Source organism: Streptacidiphilus melanogenes (genome assembly GCF_000787835.1).
GTDB classification, from domain to species: Bacteria; Actinomycetota; Actinomycetes; order Streptomycetales; family Streptomycetaceae; genus Streptacidiphilus; species Streptacidiphilus melanogenes.
In genome coordinates this window covers 84946-103191 of sequence record NZ_BBPP01000009.1, presented here as the reverse complement: position 1 = coordinate 103191, position 18246 = coordinate 84946, and the positions used below count along the sequence as shown (strand labels likewise).

At 71.2% G+C, this 18246-nt stretch carries 22 protein-coding genes and 2 pseudogenes; 17 read left to right on the top strand and 7 right to left on the bottom strand.

What is annotated here, in order from left to right; genetic code table 11:
* From kdpB to TR49_RS12785, 6 genes are all read left to right on the top strand, one after another.
* On the top strand, positions 1–1391 hold a 1391-nt coding region (kdpB, locus tag TR49_RS12810; protein WP_042381059.1), incomplete at its 5' end, for a potassium-transporting ATPase subunit KdpB.
* Between the two features lie 21 nt (positions 1392–1412).
* The gene (gene kdpC, locus TR49_RS12805) at positions 1413–2042 is read left to right on the top strand and encodes a potassium-transporting ATPase subunit KdpC (RefSeq protein WP_042381058.1); all 630 of its coding nucleotides are present in this window, start codon (positions 1413–1415) and stop codon (positions 2040–2042) included.
* 81 nt (positions 2043–2123) lie between these two features.
* A complete protein-coding gene (locus TR49_RS44485) occupies positions 2124–2888 on the top strand; it encodes a winged helix-turn-helix domain-containing protein (RefSeq protein WP_152627225.1) in 765 nt (254 codons plus the stop codon).
* A 159-nt stretch (positions 2889–3047) separates the two neighbouring features.
* Positions 3048–3374, top strand: a complete 327-nt coding sequence (locus TR49_RS12795; RefSeq protein WP_042381056.1) for a PadR family transcriptional regulator — start codon at positions 3048–3050, stop codon at positions 3372–3374.
* A complete protein-coding gene (locus TR49_RS12790) occupies positions 3371–3727 on the top strand; it encodes a DUF1048 domain-containing protein (RefSeq protein ID WP_042381053.1) in 357 nt (118 codons plus the stop codon). The genes TR49_RS12795 and TR49_RS12790 overlap by 4 nt, the downstream gene beginning before the upstream one ends.
* Position 3728: 1 nt before the next feature.
* Complete coding sequence (locus tag TR49_RS12785) at positions 3729–4055, top strand: DUF1048 domain-containing protein (RefSeq protein WP_042381052.1); 327 nt, start codon at positions 3729–3731, stop codon at positions 4053–4055.
* Between the two features lie 13 nt (positions 4056–4068).
* Here TR49_RS12785 and TR49_RS45490 read toward each other — a convergent pair whose 3' ends face one another.
* From TR49_RS45490 to TR49_RS12770, 3 genes are all read right to left on the bottom strand, one after another.
* Positions 4069–4257 (bottom strand): winged helix-turn-helix domain-containing protein, encoded by a 189-nt coding sequence (locus TR49_RS45490; RefSeq protein ID WP_439654100.1) that lies wholly within the window; start codon positions 4255–4257, stop codon positions 4069–4071.
* A 416-nt stretch (positions 4258–4673) separates the two neighbouring features.
* Positions 4674–5030 carry a hypothetical protein gene (locus TR49_RS12775; protein WP_042381051.1) on the bottom strand — a complete coding sequence of 119 codons (357 nt, stop codon included), beginning with the start codon at positions 5028–5030 and terminating at the stop codon, positions 4674–4676.
* Between the two features lie 166 nt (positions 5031–5196).
* Positions 5197–5757, bottom strand: coding sequence for a universal stress protein (locus tag TR49_RS12770; protein ID WP_042381050.1), 561 nt, complete (start codon positions 5755–5757; stop codon positions 5197–5199).
* A 480-nt stretch (positions 5758–6237) separates the two neighbouring features.
* Here TR49_RS12770 and TR49_RS43780 point away from each other — a divergent pair, with 480 nt between their 5' ends.
* Positions 6238–6975 (top strand): cation efflux transmembrane domain-containing protein, encoded by a 738-nt coding sequence (locus TR49_RS43780; RefSeq protein WP_052434246.1) that lies wholly within the window; start codon positions 6238–6240, stop codon positions 6973–6975.
* 304 nt (positions 6976–7279) lie between these two features.
* Positions 7280–8029 (top strand): hypothetical protein, encoded by a 750-nt coding sequence (locus TR49_RS45485; RefSeq protein ID WP_052434245.1) that lies wholly within the window; start codon positions 7280–7282, stop codon positions 8027–8029.
* A gap of 56 nt (positions 8030–8085) precedes the next feature.
* Here the strand turns inward: TR49_RS45485 and TR49_RS46665 are convergent.
* Positions 8086–8295 (bottom strand): annotated as a pseudogene (locus tag TR49_RS46665) (universal stress protein); the annotation flags it as partial.
* Between the two features lie 317 nt (positions 8296–8612).
* Positions 8613–8897, bottom strand: coding sequence for a hypothetical protein (locus TR49_RS12750; protein WP_042381047.1), 285 nt, complete (start codon positions 8895–8897; stop codon positions 8613–8615).
* Positions 8898–9125: 228 nt separating this feature from the next.
* On the opposite strand from TR49_RS12750, the gene TR49_RS12745 reads away from it, so the two are divergent.
* The 7 genes from TR49_RS12745 to TR49_RS12715 all read left to right on the top strand — a co-directional run bounded on the left by TR49_RS12745 (position 9126) and on the right by TR49_RS12715 (position 14966).
* Positions 9126–9800, top strand: coding sequence for a CBS domain-containing protein (locus TR49_RS12745; protein ID WP_042381046.1), 675 nt, complete (start codon positions 9126–9128; stop codon positions 9798–9800).
* A gap of 7 nt (positions 9801–9807) precedes the next feature.
* Positions 9808–10260 carry a CBS domain-containing protein gene (locus tag TR49_RS12740; RefSeq protein ID WP_042381044.1) on the top strand — a complete coding sequence of 151 codons (453 nt, stop codon included), beginning with the start codon at positions 9808–9810 and terminating at the stop codon, positions 10258–10260.
* Positions 10261–10472: 212 nt separating this feature from the next.
* Entirely contained in the window at positions 10473–10964 is a 492-nt protein-coding gene (locus TR49_RS12735; RefSeq protein ID WP_152627224.1) for a hypothetical protein, read from the top strand.
* Positions 10961–12598, top strand: coding sequence for an FAD-dependent monooxygenase (locus tag TR49_RS12730; protein ID WP_236653340.1), 1638 nt, complete (start codon positions 10961–10963; stop codon positions 12596–12598). The genes TR49_RS12735 and TR49_RS12730 overlap by 4 nt, the downstream gene beginning before the upstream one ends.
* A 47-nt stretch (positions 12599–12645) precedes the next feature.
* Positions 12646–13740, top strand: a complete 1095-nt coding sequence (locus TR49_RS12725) for a baeRF2 domain-containing protein (protein WP_042381043.1) — start codon at positions 12646–12648, stop codon at positions 13738–13740.
* Between the two features lie 250 nt (positions 13741–13990).
* Positions 13991–14260 carry a hypothetical protein gene (locus TR49_RS12720; RefSeq protein WP_084724839.1) on the top strand — a complete coding sequence of 90 codons (270 nt, stop codon included), beginning with the start codon at positions 13991–13993 and terminating at the stop codon, positions 14258–14260.
* A 292-nt stretch (positions 14261–14552) separates the two neighbouring features.
* The gene (locus TR49_RS12715; protein ID WP_084724869.1) at positions 14553–14966 is read left to right on the top strand and encodes a DUF1622 domain-containing protein; all 414 of its coding nucleotides are present in this window, start codon (positions 14553–14555) and stop codon (positions 14964–14966) included.
* A 117-nt stretch (positions 14967–15083) separates the two neighbouring features.
* Here the strand turns inward: TR49_RS12715 and TR49_RS12710 are convergent, their stop codons facing one another.
* Both TR49_RS12710 and TR49_RS47020 read right to left on the bottom strand, forming a co-directional pair.
* Positions 15084–16349 (bottom strand): chloride channel protein, encoded by a 1266-nt coding sequence (locus tag TR49_RS12710; protein WP_084724838.1) that lies wholly within the window; start codon positions 16347–16349, stop codon positions 15084–15086.
* 97 nt (positions 16350–16446) lie between these two features.
* Positions 16447–16761: a YccF domain-containing protein gene (locus tag TR49_RS47020; protein WP_439654098.1), complete on the bottom strand. Its 315-nt coding sequence runs from the start codon at positions 16759–16761 to the stop codon at positions 16447–16449.
* A 97-nt stretch (positions 16762–16858) separates the two neighbouring features.
* On the opposite strand from TR49_RS47020, the pseudogene TR49_RS41410 reads away from it, so the two are divergent.
* Together TR49_RS41410 and TR49_RS12700 are read left to right on the top strand one after the other, a co-directional pair.
* Positions 16859–17130, top strand: a pseudogene (locus TR49_RS41410) (ATP-binding protein); the annotation flags it as partial.
* A 145-nt stretch (positions 17131–17275) separates the two neighbouring features.
* Positions 17276–18127, top strand: a complete 852-nt coding sequence (locus tag TR49_RS12700; protein WP_052434244.1) for a SigB/SigF/SigG family RNA polymerase sigma factor — start codon at positions 17276–17278, stop codon at positions 18125–18127.
* The last annotated feature ends 119 nt before the right edge of the window (positions 18128–18246 follow it).

Below are 18246 nucleotides of genomic sequence, written 5' to 3'. Positions count from 1 at the left end.
CGCTCACCATCGTCTTCCTGCTCGCGGTCGTGACCCTGCAGCCGATGGCGAAGTACGCCGGGGCCGAGCAGACGATCATCGTCCTGGTGTCCCTTCTGGTGGCACTGATCCCGACGACGATCGGCGCTCTGCTGTCGGCGATCGGCATCGCGGGCATGGACCGGCTGGTGCAGCGCAACGTGCTGGCCATGTCCGGCCGCGCCGTCGAGGCCGCGGGCGACGTGTCGACGCTGCTGCTCGACAAGACCGGCACCATCACCTTCGGCAACCGCCAGGCAGCCGAGTTCGTCACCGTCGGCGAGGCGGACGAGGCCGGGCTCGCGAGTGCCGCGCAGCTGTCCTCGCTCGCGGACGAGACGCCCGAGGGTCGCTCCATCGTGGTCCTCGCGAAGGAGAAGTACGGCCTGCGCGAGCGCCACCAGGGCGAGCTGGCCGACGCCACCTGGATCGAGTTCACCGCCCAGACCCGCATGTCGGGCGTCGACGTCGACGGCCACTCGATCCGCAAGGGTGCGGCCGCGGCCGTCGCCAACTGGGTCAAGGACAACGGTGGACAGACGGACAACGAGCTGGACGTCGCGGTGGAGCGGATCTCCAACCTCGGCGGCACCCCGCTCGTCGTGGCGGAGCGGAAGGGCAGCGCCCCGGCGCGCGTCCTCGGTGTCATCTACCTCAAGGACGTCGTCAAGCCCGGCATCAAGCAGCGCTTCGCAGAGATGCGGGCCATGGGGATCAAGACGGTCATGATCACGGGTGACAACCCGCTGACGGCCGCCGCGATCGCCGAGGAGGCCGGCGTCGACGACTACCTCGCGGAGGCCACTCCCGAGGACAAGATGGCCCTGATCAAGAAGGAGCAGGAGGGCGGCCGGCTGGTCGCCATGACCGGTGACGGCACCAACGACGCGCCCGCGCTCGCGCAGGCGGACGTCGGCGTGGCGATGAACACCGGTACCTCGGCCGCCAAGGAGGCCGGGAACATGGTGGACCTGGACTCCAACCCGACCAAGCTCATCGAGATCGTGGAGATCGGCAAGCAGCTGCTCATCACGCGCGGTGCGCTGACCACCTTCTCCATCGCCAACGACGTCGCCAAGTACTTCGCGATCATCCCCGCGATGTTCGCCAGTGTGTACCCGGGCCTGGGGCACCTGAACATCATGGGGCTGCACTCGCCGAAGTCGGCGATCACCTCGGCGATCATCTTCAACGCGCTGATCATCATCGGCCTGATCCCGCTCGCCCTGCGCGGCGTGCGCTACCGGCCCTCGTCCGCGCAGTCGCTGCTCCGCCGCAACCTCGGGATCTACGGCATCGGCGGTCTGATCCTGCCCTTCGTCGGGATCAAGCTGATCGACCTGCTCATCATGTACATCCCCGGCCTGCACTGACCAGAAGTGGTGTGACACACAATGGCTAAACCCCTTCCCACTCCGGTGCGGAACCACCTGACGGGTCTGCGGATCCTGCTGCTGTTCACGGTGATCTGCGGCCTCGCCTATCCGCTGATGATCACCGGCGTCTCGCAGGTCGCCTTCAGCAAGCAGGCCAACGGCTCGCTGGTCAAGGACGCCCACGGCACCGTGGTCGGCTCCTCCCTGATCGGCCAGAACTTCACCATCGTCTCCAAGGACGGCAAGTCCCAGAGCCCCGACCCGAAGCTCTTCCAGTCCCGCCCCTCGGCAGCCGGCGCCCTCGGCTACGACCCGACCGCCTCGGCCGGCACCAACCAGGGCACCAACTCGGCCACCCTGGTGACCAGCTACACCCAGCTCAAGGCAGACATCGCCAAGTTCGACGGCGTCCCCGAGAGCCGGGTGCCCGCCGACGCGATCACCTCCTCCGGCTCCGGCCTCGACCCGGACATCAGCCCCGCCTACGCCGCCATCCAGGTCAACCGGGTCGCCCAGGCCCGCGGCCTGAGTGTCGACAAGGTCCAGGCACTCGTTAAGCAGTACACCCAGGACCGCAACCTCGGCTTCCTCGGCGAACCCCGGGTGAACGTCCTGGAGCTCAACCTCGCGCTGACCAAACTCAGCTGATTCCTGGTCCGGTGCGGCCCGCAACGCCCATGAGCGTCGCGGGCCGCACCGAAGCATCCGCCCATCGGCAAGGGAGTGCGCGTGTCAACGCGTGGTAATGGCCCGTCACCTCCGGGGAAGCTCAAGGTTTTCCTGGGATCGGCCCCCGGCGTCGGCAAGACCTACAAGATGCTGGACGAGGCCCACCGGGGGGCCGAGCGGGGGCAGGACGTCGTCGTGGCCCTCGCCGAGTGCCATGGACGCCGCCAGACCGAGGCTCAGTTGCAGGGGCTGGAGACGGTTCCTCGACTGGAACGGGACTACCGGGGCGCGCGTTCACGGAACTCGACACGGGCGGTGCTCGCGAGGCACCCCGAGGTCGCCCTCGTCGATGCTGTGCCGGTGATCGTCCTCTCGGGCCGTGGGGAGTTCGCGGACAAGGTGGGGGCGCTCGACGCCGGGGCGGACGACTACGTCACCAAGCCCTTTGCCATGAACGAGCTCCTCGCCCGCCTGCGTGCCGCGCTGCGCCGCCCGACGCGTGCGGAACCGGAGGCGCCCACGGCGGTCATCGGCGACTACACCGTCGACCTGGGGAGCGCCATCGTGCGGCGGACCGACGGAGCCGGTCCCGCGGTGCGCCTGACGCCGACCGAGTGGCGGATCCTCTCGGTGCTGCTGGCACACCCGGGCAGGCTGGTGACCGGGCATCAGATCCTGCAGCAGGTCTGGGGACCGGGTCACGAGCAGAAGACCAACTACCTCCGCGTTTACTTCGCCGGGCTGCGCCGCAAGTTGGAGCGCGATCCGGCGCACCCACGCCATCTCCTCACCGAGCCCGGCATGGGCTACCGCTACGAGCTCTGAGGCCCCGAGCTGCAGGACGGAGGAGGGTCGCGACGCCGGGACGGGACGCGCGGCCCTCCTTTGTGCTCGCCGTGCGTTGGGCAGAGCCATCTACTCGGTGGTACCGTATAGTGGTACTCAGTGCTACGCAGTACTGGAAGGGATCGGACAGGGGCCGGCATGGACGACCTGACGGAGATGCTCAAGGGCACACTCGAGGGCTGCGTGCTCGAAATCATCGGCGGCGAAGAGACCTACGGGTACGCCATCACGCGGCGGCTGAACGACCTCGGCTTCGCCGACGTCGTCGAGGGGACGGTGTACACCATCCTGCTGCGACTGGAGCGGAAGGCACTCGTCCAGGTCACGAAACGACCGTCCGAGTTGGGGCCGCCGCGCAAGTTCTACACGCTCAACGACGCCGGCCGCGCGGAACTCGCGACGTTCTGGGCGAAATGGGAGTACCTCTCATCACGCATCGACAGGCTCAAGGAGGGCGGGCGATGAGCTTCTGGGAGACCATCACCGGCAGCGATCTCACCAGGGAGTGGAAGGCGTTCGAAGCCCGGGCGGAGGCACTGCCGCCGGAGTACCGAGGGGCGTGGGAGCAGATCAAGGGCCACCTCTTCCCTTACGGGGACTTCACTGGCCGCAACCTGATGCCCCTCCTCGACGCCGCCCTGGGACTGCTCGAAGAAGCGTCGGCGGACGGGCAGAGCGTCAGCGAGGTGCTCGGCGACGACATTCCGAGCTTCTGCACGGCGCTGGTCGGCGGAGAGGGCGCGCGGACGTATCGCGACCGCTGGCGCGAGCAGTTGAACAGGAACGTCGCAAGGAAACTGGGCCGGCTGGGAGGCTGACGTGGGCATCGCCGACATCATCGAGGGCAAGAAGCAGTGGCGGGCGCACATGGCTCGGGTCAAGGCGCTTCCGCCGGACTACCAGATCGTCTACAAGGAGATGCAGCGGTACCTGTTCAAGGTCGGACCGGTCGACCTGCCTGACGGGCCCCTGCTCCCCGGGATCGTCGACTTCTTCGAGGAGGGTGTCGCGGCCGGAACGGGAGTCCTGGCGCTCATCGGCAGTGACGTCGCCGCCTTCTGCGACGACCTGGTCAAGGACTCGCGCACCTACGCAGACGTCTACCAGGAGTCCATCAACGGGAAGCCCGTCACGGACGAGAGGTAGCGACCGCCGCAGGTCAGGGGCCCGGGTCGTACTTGTAGCCGACTCCGCGCACCGTCGCGATCATCTGCCGGAAGTCAGGCCCGAGTTTCCTCCGCAGCCGCAGCACGTGGACGTCGACGGTCCGCTCGCCTCCGACGGGGGCGACGCCCCACACGCACTCGAGCAACTGCTCGCGTGTGAACACCCGCAACGGCTCCGCCACAAGGCGGGCGAGCAGGTCGAACTCGAGCCTCGTCAGGGCCAGACCACGCCCTCCGGCGTCAGGGTGGTTCTGACACCGCCCATACGCCTGTCCCACCGCTCTTGACGCCGCTTCGGCTCTCGCGGCGGTCCGGGGGAGTGGACCCTCCCGATACTCACGGGGCGGCAGGAAGGAGCACGATCCTTCCCACCGCCCCGTTTCTGCGAGCCAGTACGGCCGTCGGAGCCCGGCCCGCAGGTCTGGTGGGCGGGCGCGTCGCGGTCTCTCCGGGAAGACGCGCCGTGCCCCGCCATCCGGTCGATTCAACACCAGGTGGGTCGGCCGGGAGCGCCATCCTCACGCGGGCATGACGCCGGGCCCGGATATCTTGACGCGGTCTTCGCAACGGCGATTGCGAAGCCGCGGGAAACGCAGGTTCAGCGGCCGCCGCCGAGCGGTACCGTCGCGAGGGCTCGGCCGTCCCGCCCGCGGATCTCGACCCGGAGGGGCAGCGTGCGCTCGCGCACGCTCGTGCCCCCGACCCCGACGGCATGCTGACGCAGCAGCACGCCGCGCACCGCGTCCGCCAGCGGTCCGGAGAGGAACTCCTGGGTCAGCAGTGTGGCGTCCTCTCTCAGCAGGTGCAGTTGCAGCACCCAGCCGTGGCGCGGCTGCGTGCCGCGCGGCCCCGTCGGCTCGGCGCTCAGGCCGAGGTCTTCGAACGCCTCGATCAACTCCTCGACCTCCACGCCGTCGAGGTGCTGGAAGTTCTCTTCGATCAGCAGGCCGGCCATTGCTTCCCCCGGGTCCGAGGCGGTCGTGGTTGGACCGCCGTCCGAGATCATTCCACCGCGGCGACCGGCGGCTCCTCCGGCCATTGACGGGCCCTGTACGGGGAGGCTGGCGATCTTGACGAATCCTTGTTGTCAGGACGGACGCTGAGCCCTCGCCGTCGTCCGATCAGGGCCGAGGCTCAGGGTGGGCAGGATCCGGTGCCGCCGGCAGGACGGCGGTGGTGAGCTCGCGCGGTGCTACGGGTACGCGGTGGCGCAGGCTTCTCGGGAGTTCGGCGAGCAGTTCGGGCGCCGGGACGGCCAGCACCCGGCAGTTGGCATGGCCGACGCAGTGCCGCGTCGTCGATCCGTGGAACAGCCGGGCCCAAGCGTCGTGGGGTCCCGCACCGACGACCAGCAGGTCCTCGGATCGGTCGGCCACGTAGACCAGAGAGACCCCGGCCTCGCCACGTACCGTGACGAGCTCCACCGGCAGATCCTCCGGCAGCCCGCCGAACGCCTCGTCAAAGCTGTTGCGTAGCCGCCGCGCCGCCTCGTCCTCCCAGACCCGCAGCAGCGGCGGGCAGGGCGCACGCCGGTAGGAGATCTCGCCGCCCGGCGGCGTCCAGGCCAGGACGGCGACCAGCTGCGACCGTGACCTGCGGGCCTCCACGACAGCCGCGCGCAGCGCCTGCAGGCTGGTCGGCGTTCCGCTGACTCCGACGACGACGCGCCCCGAGTGGGACATGGCGAACTCTCTTCTCGTGTGACGACGGGGATGGCGGCACACGCGAGCCGCCGCAGGCCATTCCAACTCACGAACGGAAGGGTCCCTTGCCACGTTGACGCCGCCCGTACGTCGAGGCGGCGCCTCTTGACGTACCCTTGTGACCGCTGTGACGGGCGCCACCACGAGCGAGCCGGCGTCACATCAGAAACCGCGTGGCAACCAGGCAGTGAGCGTGCAGGTTCCCCTCCGCGTCCTCTGCCGTTTCGGCGTCCACACAAGCCGGATCGATCGGCAGGGAGAGTGGCTGTTCGCGCCCGCGACGGCCCGATCCGACATCTGCGGCCACTCGGGCCGATGGCGTCAGGATTCGGGGCTCGGGTGTGCGGGTTGCGTCAAGACACACGCGGTGCCGCCCGCGCCGCTGCGGCGGCAGGGAGTCTTGAAGCAGGTCGAGGATGCCCGAGATCGGGGAGACGTGTCCGGCGTCGAGGAACAGACATGGTGAGTCGGCTGATCCACGCCATGCGGCGGACGGGACACGTCGGCGACCCGCCGCAGTTGCGCGCCCGTCGGGTCGAGGTCGCCGTGGTCGCGTGCACCGTGTCCGTCGCGTGGGCGGCGTTCGCGGGCCTGACGTCGCTGGCCGTCGGCGCGGTCGCGGGCTCGTTGTCCCTGCTCGCCTTCGGCCTCAGCTCGGTGATCGACGGGTCCGCCTCGGCGGTCCTGGTGTGGCTGTTCAGAGCCGGTCGCGACCGCGTCGGCAGGTCGCCCGACCGGCACCGGTACGAGCGCGTCGCGACGCGGGCGGTCGCGGGTGCGATGCTCGCTGCGGCGGCCTACGTGCTGGCGCAGGCGGCCGAGCTGCTGGCGACGGGGGCACACCTGGCACACAGCCGTCCCTCGCTCGTTCTCCTGGCCGGATCCCTGGTTGTGCTGCCGCCCCTCGGCGTGGTCAAGCTGCGCCTGGGCAGGCTCCTCGACCACCAGGCCCTGCGCGGCGACGGGATCCTCAGCCTCGTCGGCGGCGCGCTCGCCTTGGCAGCGCTCGCGGGCCTCGCCGCCGACGAACGGTTCGGCTGGTGGTGGACGGACCCGGCGGCCGCGATGCTGATCGCTCTGGTGCTGCTGCGCGAGGGCGCGCGCACGCTCCGGCTGTGGGAACCGGAGCGTGCCCGGAACGCGGACCGGGCCGCGCGTGCCCGCTCGGAGATCGAGCTGTCAGGATCCTCCGACTGAGCGGGCGGCCCACTGGATCCGCGGGGCCAGTCAGCCGAGCCCGGGGATGAACTGGACCACCGTCAGGTCGATCAGCCTGATCCCGATGAACGGCAGGGGACCAGTCCACCCAGCCCGTAGACCAGGAGGTTCCGGCGCAGCAGGTCTGCGGCCGAAGTCGGCGTGTAGCGCCACGTCGTAGCCGTGGCCACGCAGGCGCCGCGCGATGCCGTGCGCCGCGCCGCCGGAGGTGGGCAGAGCGGGGTCGGTCGGCTCGCACGGCGCCTCCGCTGCGGCCACGGGTGAACCGGGATAGCGTCAGCGTGTGGTGCACGTCTTCGACGCGGTCCGGGGGAACTCCGTCGCGCTGCCGCCGCCGGGGCGGCGCGCGCTACGGCTTCGCGTGCACCTGGAGTGCTCGGGCCTGGTGGCGGGGTGGGACGAGGTGCGGGCCCTGGTCGTCGCCGACGTGCTGCTGCGCGCCCTGGAAATGGAAGGTGTGCAGGTCTTCCCGGCGATCGAGGCGCCGGAGCTGCCGCCCCTGGAGGCGAGGCGGCTGGACCGGCTCCTGGACTGCTACGACCTCCGCGTGCCCGAGGCCGACAGCGACCCGCACGCCGACGTCCACGTGCTGACCGGCGGGTCCAGCACCCCTCGCGGGTCGAGCGTCGTCCTGCGCGTCGGGCCGACGAGCGCCCCCGCGCCGGTACCGCCACTGCCCGCTGATCCGACAGATCATGACGCCTCGGCGCGACGGTGTGCGTTGCTCGCCACGCCCTATCGGGATCCGCTGGCCGTCAGCGCGGCCGTCCTGACCGACGCCGCGAGTGCTCTGGCAGGCTGGCGCGCCTATGTGGCGTACTGGTCGCAGGCCCCGTCCGCGCCTGTGCCGCCCACGGTCCGGGACCGCGCCCGCGGGCTGCTCGACGCGGACCTGGACACCCCCGGTCTTCTGGGGCTGCTGGGTGAGGTGGCGGACGATCCGGGTTTGCCGGACGGGGCCAGGTTCGAGGCGTCCGTGTGGCTGGACCGGGTGCTCGGCATCCAGCTCGGGCGCGACCTCGGCCGCGCGTGAAGCCCGGCGTGCAGCCGCGTGAAACCCGGCGTGCAGCTCAAGTTCGGTACCACGGCGACCGGCGCCCCGGCCCGGTGCAGAACGCGTTGGGGCACGGTTCCGAGCAGGAGCCCGGTGCGGTGGTGGCGACGGTGGCGACCGAGGACGATCACTGCGGCGTCCTCGGCCGCGTCGAGCAGCACCTGCTCCGGGGCACCGAAGGCGACCCGCGTGATCACCTGCACGTCGGGACGCGGAGGCGTCCCATGGCGTGCGACGAGGCGCAGCCCTGAGCCGACGCTGTCCCTGGCGCGTGAGAAGCGCCCCCGCCGTGGCTGTCTGCCTCCGTGCTGTTGTGTGCAGGTCGCGGTTCAACCGTGGAAGCGCCGCGGCGGCTTCCACCGCACGGGCCGCCCGGGGTTCGAGCGCGCGGGTCTCGTCGAAGGCGAACGTGAGGCCGGAGTGCACGGCGGACACGCCGTGGTGCTGCATCGTGTTGCTCCTCGGTGGCTGCGGCGCGTCCGATGACGCGAGGCGTGCCGGTCGGGACCTGCGACCTCAGGTCCCATGGTCCGTCCGCACCGGGTGTCCGCGATGCCGACGGTCACTGGTCGGCTCGGCCGCCCTGCAGCCTCGACGCGACGCGCGCCCTGGTCAGCAGGAGCGAGGCCTCCATCGCGGCCTGCCGGAGTCGAGCCGTCTTGGCCCGCTCCGTATCCGAAACCGCGCGCGTTCGTGCTTGCTCGGCCTCCGGATCGGGCCCCGGCCCGGGCCACTCCGGTGAGTCGGGGATCATTGCCTGGTACTTCGCGGCGACCCGTTCGAGGTGGCCCTCGAGGTCGGCTTCAGCCGAACGGAATGCGGTCTCGAGCTCGTCCAATGTCAGCACGGCCGCAGCATACGACCCACCGACCGGGGCGGCAGGGCAGGCATGACCAGGCCGTGCTCCGTAGGGGCCGGCGAGCACGTCGGGGGACCATCGGCCTATCGCCGTGGCCCGCCCGGCCGCTGCGGCGCATGGGCCGCAGGGCCGACGCTGGAACAGGGTGGACGGCTTCCTGGTTCGGGGCCGCGCGTCCCGAAGCCAGGAGGCTCCTGTCCGGGAAGGGAGATCGAGATGAGACACCGCATCGTCGACGACCTGATGACGCGCGAAGTGACCAGCGTCCAGGCGGACACGCCGTTCAAGGAGATCGCCGAGATCCTCACCGAGCAGGAGATCAGCGCCGTGCCGGTGCTCGACGGCTCCGGGCGACTGGTCGGCCTGGTCTCCGAGGCGGACCTGCTGCGCAAGCAGGCGGCGCAGACCGAGCCCGAGGGCCGCGGACCGGCGCTGCGCTCCGCCTCCGAGTTCGAGCCAGGCGTGGCGGCGGCGACCGCCAAGGACGTGATGACCGCGCCCGTGTTCACCGCTCACTCCGGCTGGAGCGTGGTGGAGGCCGCCCGTGCCATGAAGCAGCACAGCGTCAAGCGGCTGCCGGTCGTGGACGGTACGGACCGCGTGATCGGCATGGTCAGCCGCCGCGACCTGCTGCGCGTCTTCGTCCGCACCGACCGCGCCATCCGCGAGGAGATCGAGTACGACGTGCTGCGCGAGACACTGACGCTGGACCCCGGCGCCGTACAGGTCCACGTCGTCGACGGTGTGGTGACCCTCGTCGGCCGGGTGCCGCGTCGCAGCCTGGTGCCCGTGGTCGAGCGTCTGTGCCGGAGCACGGACGGCGTGGTCGGCCTGGACTCGCAGCTGGGCTTCGTCGACGACGACCTCCGCGCCAGCCACGTAGTGGGGTGAACCGGTCATGCGCGTCCGCGACGTGATGAACTCTCCGACGGTCACCGTCGGCCCCGGCGACTCGATCCGACGGGCCGCCGAGTCCATGCGTGCGCACGACGTGGGTTGCGTCCTGGTGACGAGGGACGGAGCGCCCCTCGGCGTTGTCACGGACCGCGACACCACGGTGCGGGCGGTCGCGCTCGGCGGGGACCTGGAGGCGCCGGTGACCACGGTCATGTCCGAGCCCGTTGTCACTCTGGACGCGGACGCGGACCTCGCCGACGCCTACCGCGCCTTCCGGCGCAGCGGACGCCGACGGCTCCCGGCCGTCGTCCAGGGGCGCGTGGTCGGGCTGCTGGCCGTGGACGACCTTTTCCTCGACGTGTTCCAGCGCTATGCGGACCTGCTCGGTCCGGTCTCCTGGAGCGCGCTCACCGATGAGCCGTTCGACGAAGGGCCGCTCGGCCAGGCCGTGTGAGCCGGCGCGGCAGGAACGCAACATCCCCGGCGACAGGGCATGGAAACCGGAGTGAGACCATGGCAGCCATCCACGCGCGAGACCTCAGCACTCGGATCACGCGCACACTCCGCGGATCCGAAGGCCGGCAGAGCGCCATGCCGCCCCAGCGACCCGCGCCACCCACGGAAGCGTGGCCCGCGGTAGCGCGGTGCGTCGCCGCGAGTGCGGGTTTGCTCGCCCGCGGACGGGTCCGGCTCACCCGCGGACGGGTCGGCAGCCGGATGCTGTTCGCCGACGGCTCCTCCGCGCGGGTGTACCGCGAGACCCGCCTCGGCGATGGCACGGCCGTGGACGCGTGCGCGCTCGTCGTCGCGTTCCGGCTCCGCGGGGTCCACGGGCGCGGCCACACCCTCTTCCGCTGGGAGAGCATCCTCAACACCCCGCTGTTCGTGGGCTTCCCGGGATTCCGGTCCAAACTCTGGCTGGCCGCCGACGAGCACGGACGCTACCGGGGCGTCTACGAGTGGGAGGGCGCGGAGCGGGCGGAGCACTATGCGCGGAGCCTGTGGCGGGTGCTCGCGCTGGTGAGCGCGCGCGGCTCGATCCGCTACGCGCTCCAGCCCGGAGTCCACCGGGACGAACTCACCAGCCGCTCACCACGACGGGGCCGGACACGCCCCGGTGGCGAGGACGCGTGGTGGCTGCCCGTGGGCCCGCCGTGAGCCGCACCGCCGGTGCGCTGGACGTGCTGGTGGTCGGCGCCGGGCCGACCGGCCTCGCGCTGGCGCTGTCGGCTCACCACCACGGTGCCCGTGTGCGTGTGGTCGAGCGGCGGCCGCAGGCCTTCCGCCCCTCCCGTGCGCTGATCACGCACGCGCGGACCCTGGAGGTGCTGCGCCCGTTCGGCGTCACCGACGCCCTGCTCGCACGGGCGGACACCGCCCCGGCAGCCGCCCTGCACCTCGGGAACCACGTCGTCGAGGAACGCCTCGCCGATCTGGCCCTGCCCGACACCTCCTTCCCTCATCTGACGCTGGTGCGCCAGGCGGACGTCGAGGCGGTGCTCGGCGCGGCACTGGAAGAACGCGGGATCCGGATCGAGCGCGGTGCCGAGCTGCTCGGCGCCACCGACGGCGCAGACCGCGCCGTCGCTGAACTGCGCACCCCGCTCGGCCTCGAACAAGTCGGCTGCCGGTTCGTCGCGGGGTGCGACGGCCCAGCGAGCACGGTCCGCGCCTTCACCGGGATCGGATGGCGCGGCGGCCCGTATCCGGAGGAGGTCGTCCTGGCGGACCTGGAGTTCGAGGACGGCGACCGCGACACCGGCACGCACGTGGTGGCCGGACGGCGGGGCCTGGTGTTCCTCTTCCCACTCGGCGAGTCGGCCACATGGCGGATGCTCGCCACCCGGCGCGCACCCGAGGGGCCCGCCCCCGTGTTCGGCCAGCCCGGCCCACCCGTGGAGCGCTGCGAACTCGACCGGCTTCTGCGGGATGCCGGATTCGAAGGCCCGATCGGTGAGGTCGCGTGGTCGGCGCGCGTGCCCCTGCAGCACCGACTGGCTCCGACGTTCCGGTCCGGACGGCTGTTCCTGGCCGGGGACGCCGCACACACGTACTCACCCGCTGCCGGTCAGGGCATGAACGCCGGTATCCAGGACGCGGCCAACCTGGGCTGGAAGCTCGCTTATGCAGCTGCCTCCGGGACACCGCCGGCGGGTCTGCGGGCCCTGCTCGACAGCTACAGCGGGGAGCGCCGCCCCGTCGCCCTCAGCCGCTTGCTGCTGACCCACGCCGCCTTCTGGGGCGAAGCCTCCACCGCCCCGCTGCCTTCCTGGCTGCGCGGCACCGTCGCACCTCTGGCAGCGCCGGCCGCCCCGCTGCTGCTGCACCGGCGGCGCCTGGTCGCGCAGGGGGTCCGCACCCTCTCGCAGCTGCGGATCCACTACCGCGGCAGCGAGCTTTCCGTCGAGGCCCCGCCGCGACCGGCCGGCTGGCGTGCCGGCGACCGGCTTCCGGATCTTTCCGTCGCTGTGTTCGGCCGCGTGAGCCGACTCCACACTCAGCTGGCGACGCCGGGAGTCCACCTGCTTCTGCGCCCGCAGCCAGCGGCCCCGGCCCTGCCGACTCTCGGACCGCATGTCACCGTGCACCGTCTCGAAGGACTGCCCGGCGAGGGCCTCACCCTCGTCCGGCCGGACGGATACATCGGGCTCCGCTGCGGTGACGCAGACCCGGCCGCGCTGCGCGACTGGTTGAGGCTTGCCGCGGCTCTGCCGGGGCTGGAGCGGGAACCTGCTGTGCCGGAAGGCGAACCAGGACCAACCGGCCCTTCCGGCGCAGCGACCGGCGCGTAGCGTGGGAAGCGGCCGCCCTGCCTGCGTCGGAACCGAGGAGGCGCGCCGTGGATCTCTCCTTCCTCCGCCCGCTCTACGCCCGTCCCGGGCCCTTCGCGTGCGTCTACTTGGACGCGCCCGGCGACGGTGACGGGCGTCCGGCCACGACAGTCGGGTGGACGCACCTACGCGACGAACTCGCCGCTGAGGGCGCCGACGTGGCCACCCTCGGAGCGCTCGGGCACGGAATGCCCCCGGATGACTCGGCCCTGACCGGCCGTGGCATGGCGTTGTTCGCGGCGCATGGCAGGCTGGCGCTGGCCGAACCCCTGGCCGAGCGACCTGGACGTGACCGGGGGACGGTCACCTTCGTGCCGGACGCCATGCCCCTGGCCCTCCAGCACGCGCCGGACATCCCCTACACGGCGGTCCAGGTGCGGCGGGTCCACGAACCGGACGGCGCGTCACGGCTGGTGGCCGAGACCCAGACCGGCCGCTGGCCGCTCGCGCGCGCCGCGCCGCCGGAACCGGACGTGCGGCAGGCGTCCGCGGGGGAGTGGCGCCAGGAGGCGCAGGCCCTGGCAGCCGTTCTGGCGGCGGAGGCGGATCACGCCGGCAGTGAGGTCGTCGTCATGTCCGGCGACCGATGGGCCTGCTCGGTGCTGTACGACACGCTGCCGCCTCGGCTGCGCGAGGACGTCATGCGCATCGACGTCGTGGCGGAGCCGGCCGAGCCCGGCCGACTGCTGTTCGAGACCGAGCTCGGCCACCTGCTCGACGGCCGGCTGAGCAGCCGTGACCGTCAGCATCTGGACAGGTTCCTGGAGGAACGGGCCCGGCGCGGAGGAGCCGTGGAGGGCCTCGCGGCGACGACGCAGGCGCTGCGCGGGGGCGCGGTGGCGGTGCTGCTCGTCGACACCCCGAGCGAACTGGACCGGGAACAGCTGTGGGTGGGTGCCGCCACCAGCCGGGTCGGCGTGGACAGAGAGGAGCTGCGACCACTGGACGCCTCGGCCTGCTGGTCGGCGCCCGCCGACGCCGCCGTACTCCGGGCCCTGGTCGGCGCGGGCGGCGAACTCGTCGCCATGCCCCGCGGGGAACTCCCGCTGACGGACGGCGTCGGCGCGTTGCTGCACGACCGGTCACCGGAACGGGCCGCCTGACGGACCGGCTGTGCTTCCTGTGCAGCCCGTACGGACTGTGTTGGTTCAGCGTCAGGGCCGACCGGCCCAAGCGGTTGCGCGGGGGTGACCGTGAGACTGGAGCTTGTGAGCACGACCGGTACCTCTCGCCTGGACCATGCGCAGTGCCTGGCCCTGCTGGCGGCCTGCCCGTACGGACGTGTGATCTTCACCGAGCAGGCGCTCCCAGTCGTCGTCCCGGTCTCCTGCCTGCTGGACCTGGACGGCCTGGGTGTTCGGCGACGGCGGGGACCGACGCCTGGACCACCTGGGCGACGGCGACGTCGTCGTCTTCCAGGCCGACAAACCCGACCCGCGGGGCCGGTGCACCGAGAGCGTCGCGATCACCGGCCGCGTCGAGCGCATCCGCGATCCGGCGGAGATCGGTCGCCTGTCCGCGCCTGCGTCGGAGGGGCGCTGGCATCCGGGCGCGGACGAGCGGGTCCTGCGGCTGACGCCGGCGGTCGTGCACGGCCGCCGCTGCCGCCTCCTGAAGGGCTGACCACACGCGACGCAATCCCGACCGGTACGACTGTTTCCAGCTGGTGCCGCTCGCCGAGATGGTGGGCCGATTGAGGACCGTTCCGCCGGACCTGTGGGCGGAAGCCCGGGTCGTGCTGTGATCCCGTGACTGCTGCCGGACCACTTGGGGCTGTGCAGACGTGCCGCGTTGACCCTGCACCTCCGGGCAGGAGGCGGTCAGCTCGGCGTGGGCGCCAGGTGAAGTCGCCGGGCACGGGACCGGCGGGTGAGGATGGATGCAGGCTGTGCGATACGAGGCTCGGAGGCCTGAGGTGTCGTTCACTCATGTCATGGACCGCGTCGCCCAGGGCTTCGAGGGCCTGGGCGCGGCGATCCTGGTGTTCGGCTTCGTGCTTGCCGTGGTCCTCGCCTGGCGGTCCTGGAGGCGGACGGGGCGAGCGGGTGAGGGCTACCAGGTGCTGCGGGAGTGTTTCGGGGGCACCTTGCTGCTGGCGCTGGAGGTTCTCGTCGCGGCGGACCTGATCCGTACGGTGGCCGTCGCGCCCACTCTGGAGAACGTCGCCGTGCTCGGTGTGATCGTACTGATCCGGACGTTCCTCAGCTTCTCCCTGGAGATCGAGATCGAGGGTGTCGCGCCATGGCGACGTGCTCTGACCAGCGGCACTGCCGCCACCCGGCGGGCTGTGCGCCGAGCCGGGACTCATGCGGACCCGCCCTCGGCCTGACAGTCGGGCCGTGGTCCTCGGCCCACCGCTGCGCGAAGCGCTGACCCGACCCGGGGACCGCCGGTGCGTGGTGGTCCTCGGGCCGGGTTCGGTGCCGACCACGGCGGACGGCGCAGGTCAGGCTGTCGCGGGGTGGGAGGTGCCGCCGGTGTCCGTCTGCGGCGTGGCGATCGGTGCCAGCCTTGCAGCGGTCACGTAGGCGACCACGACCGCCACGATGACCAGAGGCATGAGCGCGAGCGCGTCGCTTGCCAGAAGCAGACTGGCCAGCAGTACCGAGGTCAACGGGAGCCTGAGCATGGTCACAGCCATGGCGCCGACCCCCATGCCGACGCCGGCGATCATCGGAAGCCCTGGCAGGTGGGAGAAGGCGATACCGCCTGCCGCGCCGATGAACAGGCTGGGGAACACCGGGCCGCCCCGGAAGCAGCTGAGCGAGATGCCGTAGGCGAGCCCCTTGAACAGCACCACCAGCACCAGCGCGCCCGCCGTCCAACCGGCCGCGTTCTGCACCAGGGTCGGCAAGGCGCTCTGGCCTGAGAACAGGACCTCCGAGGAGCCGCGGCCGGTCGCCTCGCCGAAGGCGATGGCGCACCCGGCCACGGCCAGGCCGGCAACCGGTGTGAGCGAAAGCATGCGTGGTTCGACCCTTGGCTGGAGAAACATGGCCAGCCAGCGGATGCCGCTGCCGAACAGGGCCGCTGCGAGACCGATGACGACGGCCCACAGGAACTCGGCGGCGTCGGGCGTGGTGAAGGCGGGGATGTGCGGGATCGCCAGGCTGAAGGTGCCGTAGCCGGTCCATCTGTCGAGGCCGACGAAGATCAGTGCACCGATTCCCGAGGCGAGCAGGCCCGGCACCATGATGACGCCGAGCAGAGGACCGCTGAGCCCCGCGGCCTCCATGATCAGGAATGCCCCGGTGATGGGCGAGCCGAGGAGTGTCGCGACTGCCGCGAAGCTTCCGGCCGCACCGATGACCGCGGTCGCCGTGGCAGGCGCGTCGCGTTTGAGCAGGTGGACGGCGAGCACGCCGAGCCCGCCTCCCAGAGCGATCAACGGCGCCTCGGGTCCCAGCACCGCGCCGAGACAGAGGGTGGCGAGCGAGGCGAGGAGGATGCCGTAGAGGTCCGCAGGTTCGACGGGACTGCCCGTCTTGAAGCCCTCGGCCGGCTTGTGCCCGGATGTTCCCGGCAGATAGCGGATGCTCAGAGCGACCACGAAGCCGCTGAGCGCCAGCGGCAGCAGCGGCCACCAGGCGGGTTCGCCGGCGAAGCCGAGGTCTTTGGGCAGGGTGGTGAAGGCGAACGTCTGGACCTCGCCTACCGCCTTGAGGAAGAAGTACGCCGCTGCCGCGACGGGCACACCGATGACGGCGCCCATGAGCAGCAGTGCCAGATAGTTCCGCGACCTGAGGAGTGCAGCCGCATCCGGGTGTGTGGTGTGAGCATCAGCAGCTGATTCGGTCACTCTCCGTATGCTAGTCCCCCACTCTGAGATTCCCTTGGATCTCAGGTCGCCTCCCAGGGGGACACGTCGAGGACCCGGCGCGGTGAAGGGACGAAACCGTGGCTGAGGCCGATTGACCCGCCGTCACGGAATTGGCGATGGCCAGCGGGACACCGATGATCGTGATGAACAAGGCGATGCTCGTGGGCGGGTGGCCCAGGGCGAGCCACCGGCCTGCGAAGACGATCCAGATGACACTGCCGATGGCTGCTCGGCAGCCGCGTGCAGGGCGGCCCGGACTTCTCGAGGGCCTCGGAAGGGTGAGCTCAGGCAGCACGGTGATCATCTGGTCGACGCCGGTGTGGGACATCAGGTCCCGGGCCTGTGCGGAGAGGCCGCGCAGCCGCAGAGCTGAGCCCAACGTCCGCAGCCGGCGCTCCAGTTGGATGGCCGCCACCGAGGTGGCCGCCAACAGCATCCGGCACGGCGGCGGACAGGGCGTGTTCCGCACCTGGCGCGAGGACCACCGGCTGGTGTGCGAGTTCCGCGACATCGGTTACATCTCGGATCCCCTGGCCGGGCGCTCCAGGCCCACCAGCAGCCAGCGGGGTGGACGGGGCCTGTGGCTCGTGCACCAGCTGTGAGACCTCCCGAGATCCGGTCCACTCCGGAGCAGGGAACCTCCGTCCGCCTCCACACAGAGCTGCGCGGCTGAGGGCGAAGCACACGGGCGTCCGGTCCGGGTGCCGGAATCAGCGGCCCCGCTCGGGAGCGGGGCGGAAATCCGCGTGCATGCCCTGCGGGCGTCCGGGTAGACGCGGTTTCGTCGTGTGCGGTTTGGATCTTGGAGGGGAAGCACCGTGACTGTCGAAACCGTCGAGCGGAACCGCCTCGAAACCTGCCTGCCCGCCGAGCCGCTGCCACAGCCGCTGCTCCCGGGTGATCCCTCGACGATGAGTCTCGGCGAGGTGCGGGAGATGACGGACGTTCTGTTCGCGCGGCTGCGTGGGCTGGAGGAGGGTACGAGGGAGTACTCCTACGTGCGCAACACGCTGGTCGAGCTGAACATGGGCCTGGTGCGCCACGCGGCGTCGCGGTTCACCCACCGCAGCGAGTCCATGGACGACATCGTCCAGGTCGGCGTCGTGGGCCTGATCAAGGCCATCAACCGTTTCGAACCCGAGCGGGGCCTGGAGTTCGTCACTTACGCCTTGCCGACCGTCAGCGGTGAGATCAAGCGTCACTTCCGTGACACCAGCTGGTCCGTGCACGTGCCGCGTCGGCTGCAGGAGCTGCGAATCGAACTCGCGCGCGCGAGTGAGGCCCTGCACGGCGAGCTCGGACGTGAGCCCAGCACCCCCGAGCTCGCCGCCCGGATGGGCGTCCCGGCCGCCGACGTCGTCCAGGCCCAGATCGCGGCCAATGCCTACACTGCCGGCACCCTGGAGACCCCGGGGAGCGACGAGGACGACCACTCCCTGCACGACCGCCTTGGGAAGGTGGAGCCCGCATTGGAGACGATCGAGAACATCCTGTCGCTGAAGCACACCGTGGCTGCCCTGTCCGAACGCGAGCGCACCATCCTGCATCTGCGGTTCGTCGAGGAACTGACCCAGACACAGATCGGGCAGCGCATCGGCGTCTCCCAGATGCAGGTCTCCCGGCTTCTGACCAACATCCTGGCGACACTGCGTCAGGCACTCGTCGCCTGACGTGTCGGCGCGGGCCCTGGGACTCTTTCGCCGCGCACACGCTGCGGTCGGTTGCACGGCGTTCTCGGCGGGGGCCAAGCCGTCGGTGTCGAGCACCAGGCAGTCGCCCGGGGCGTAGC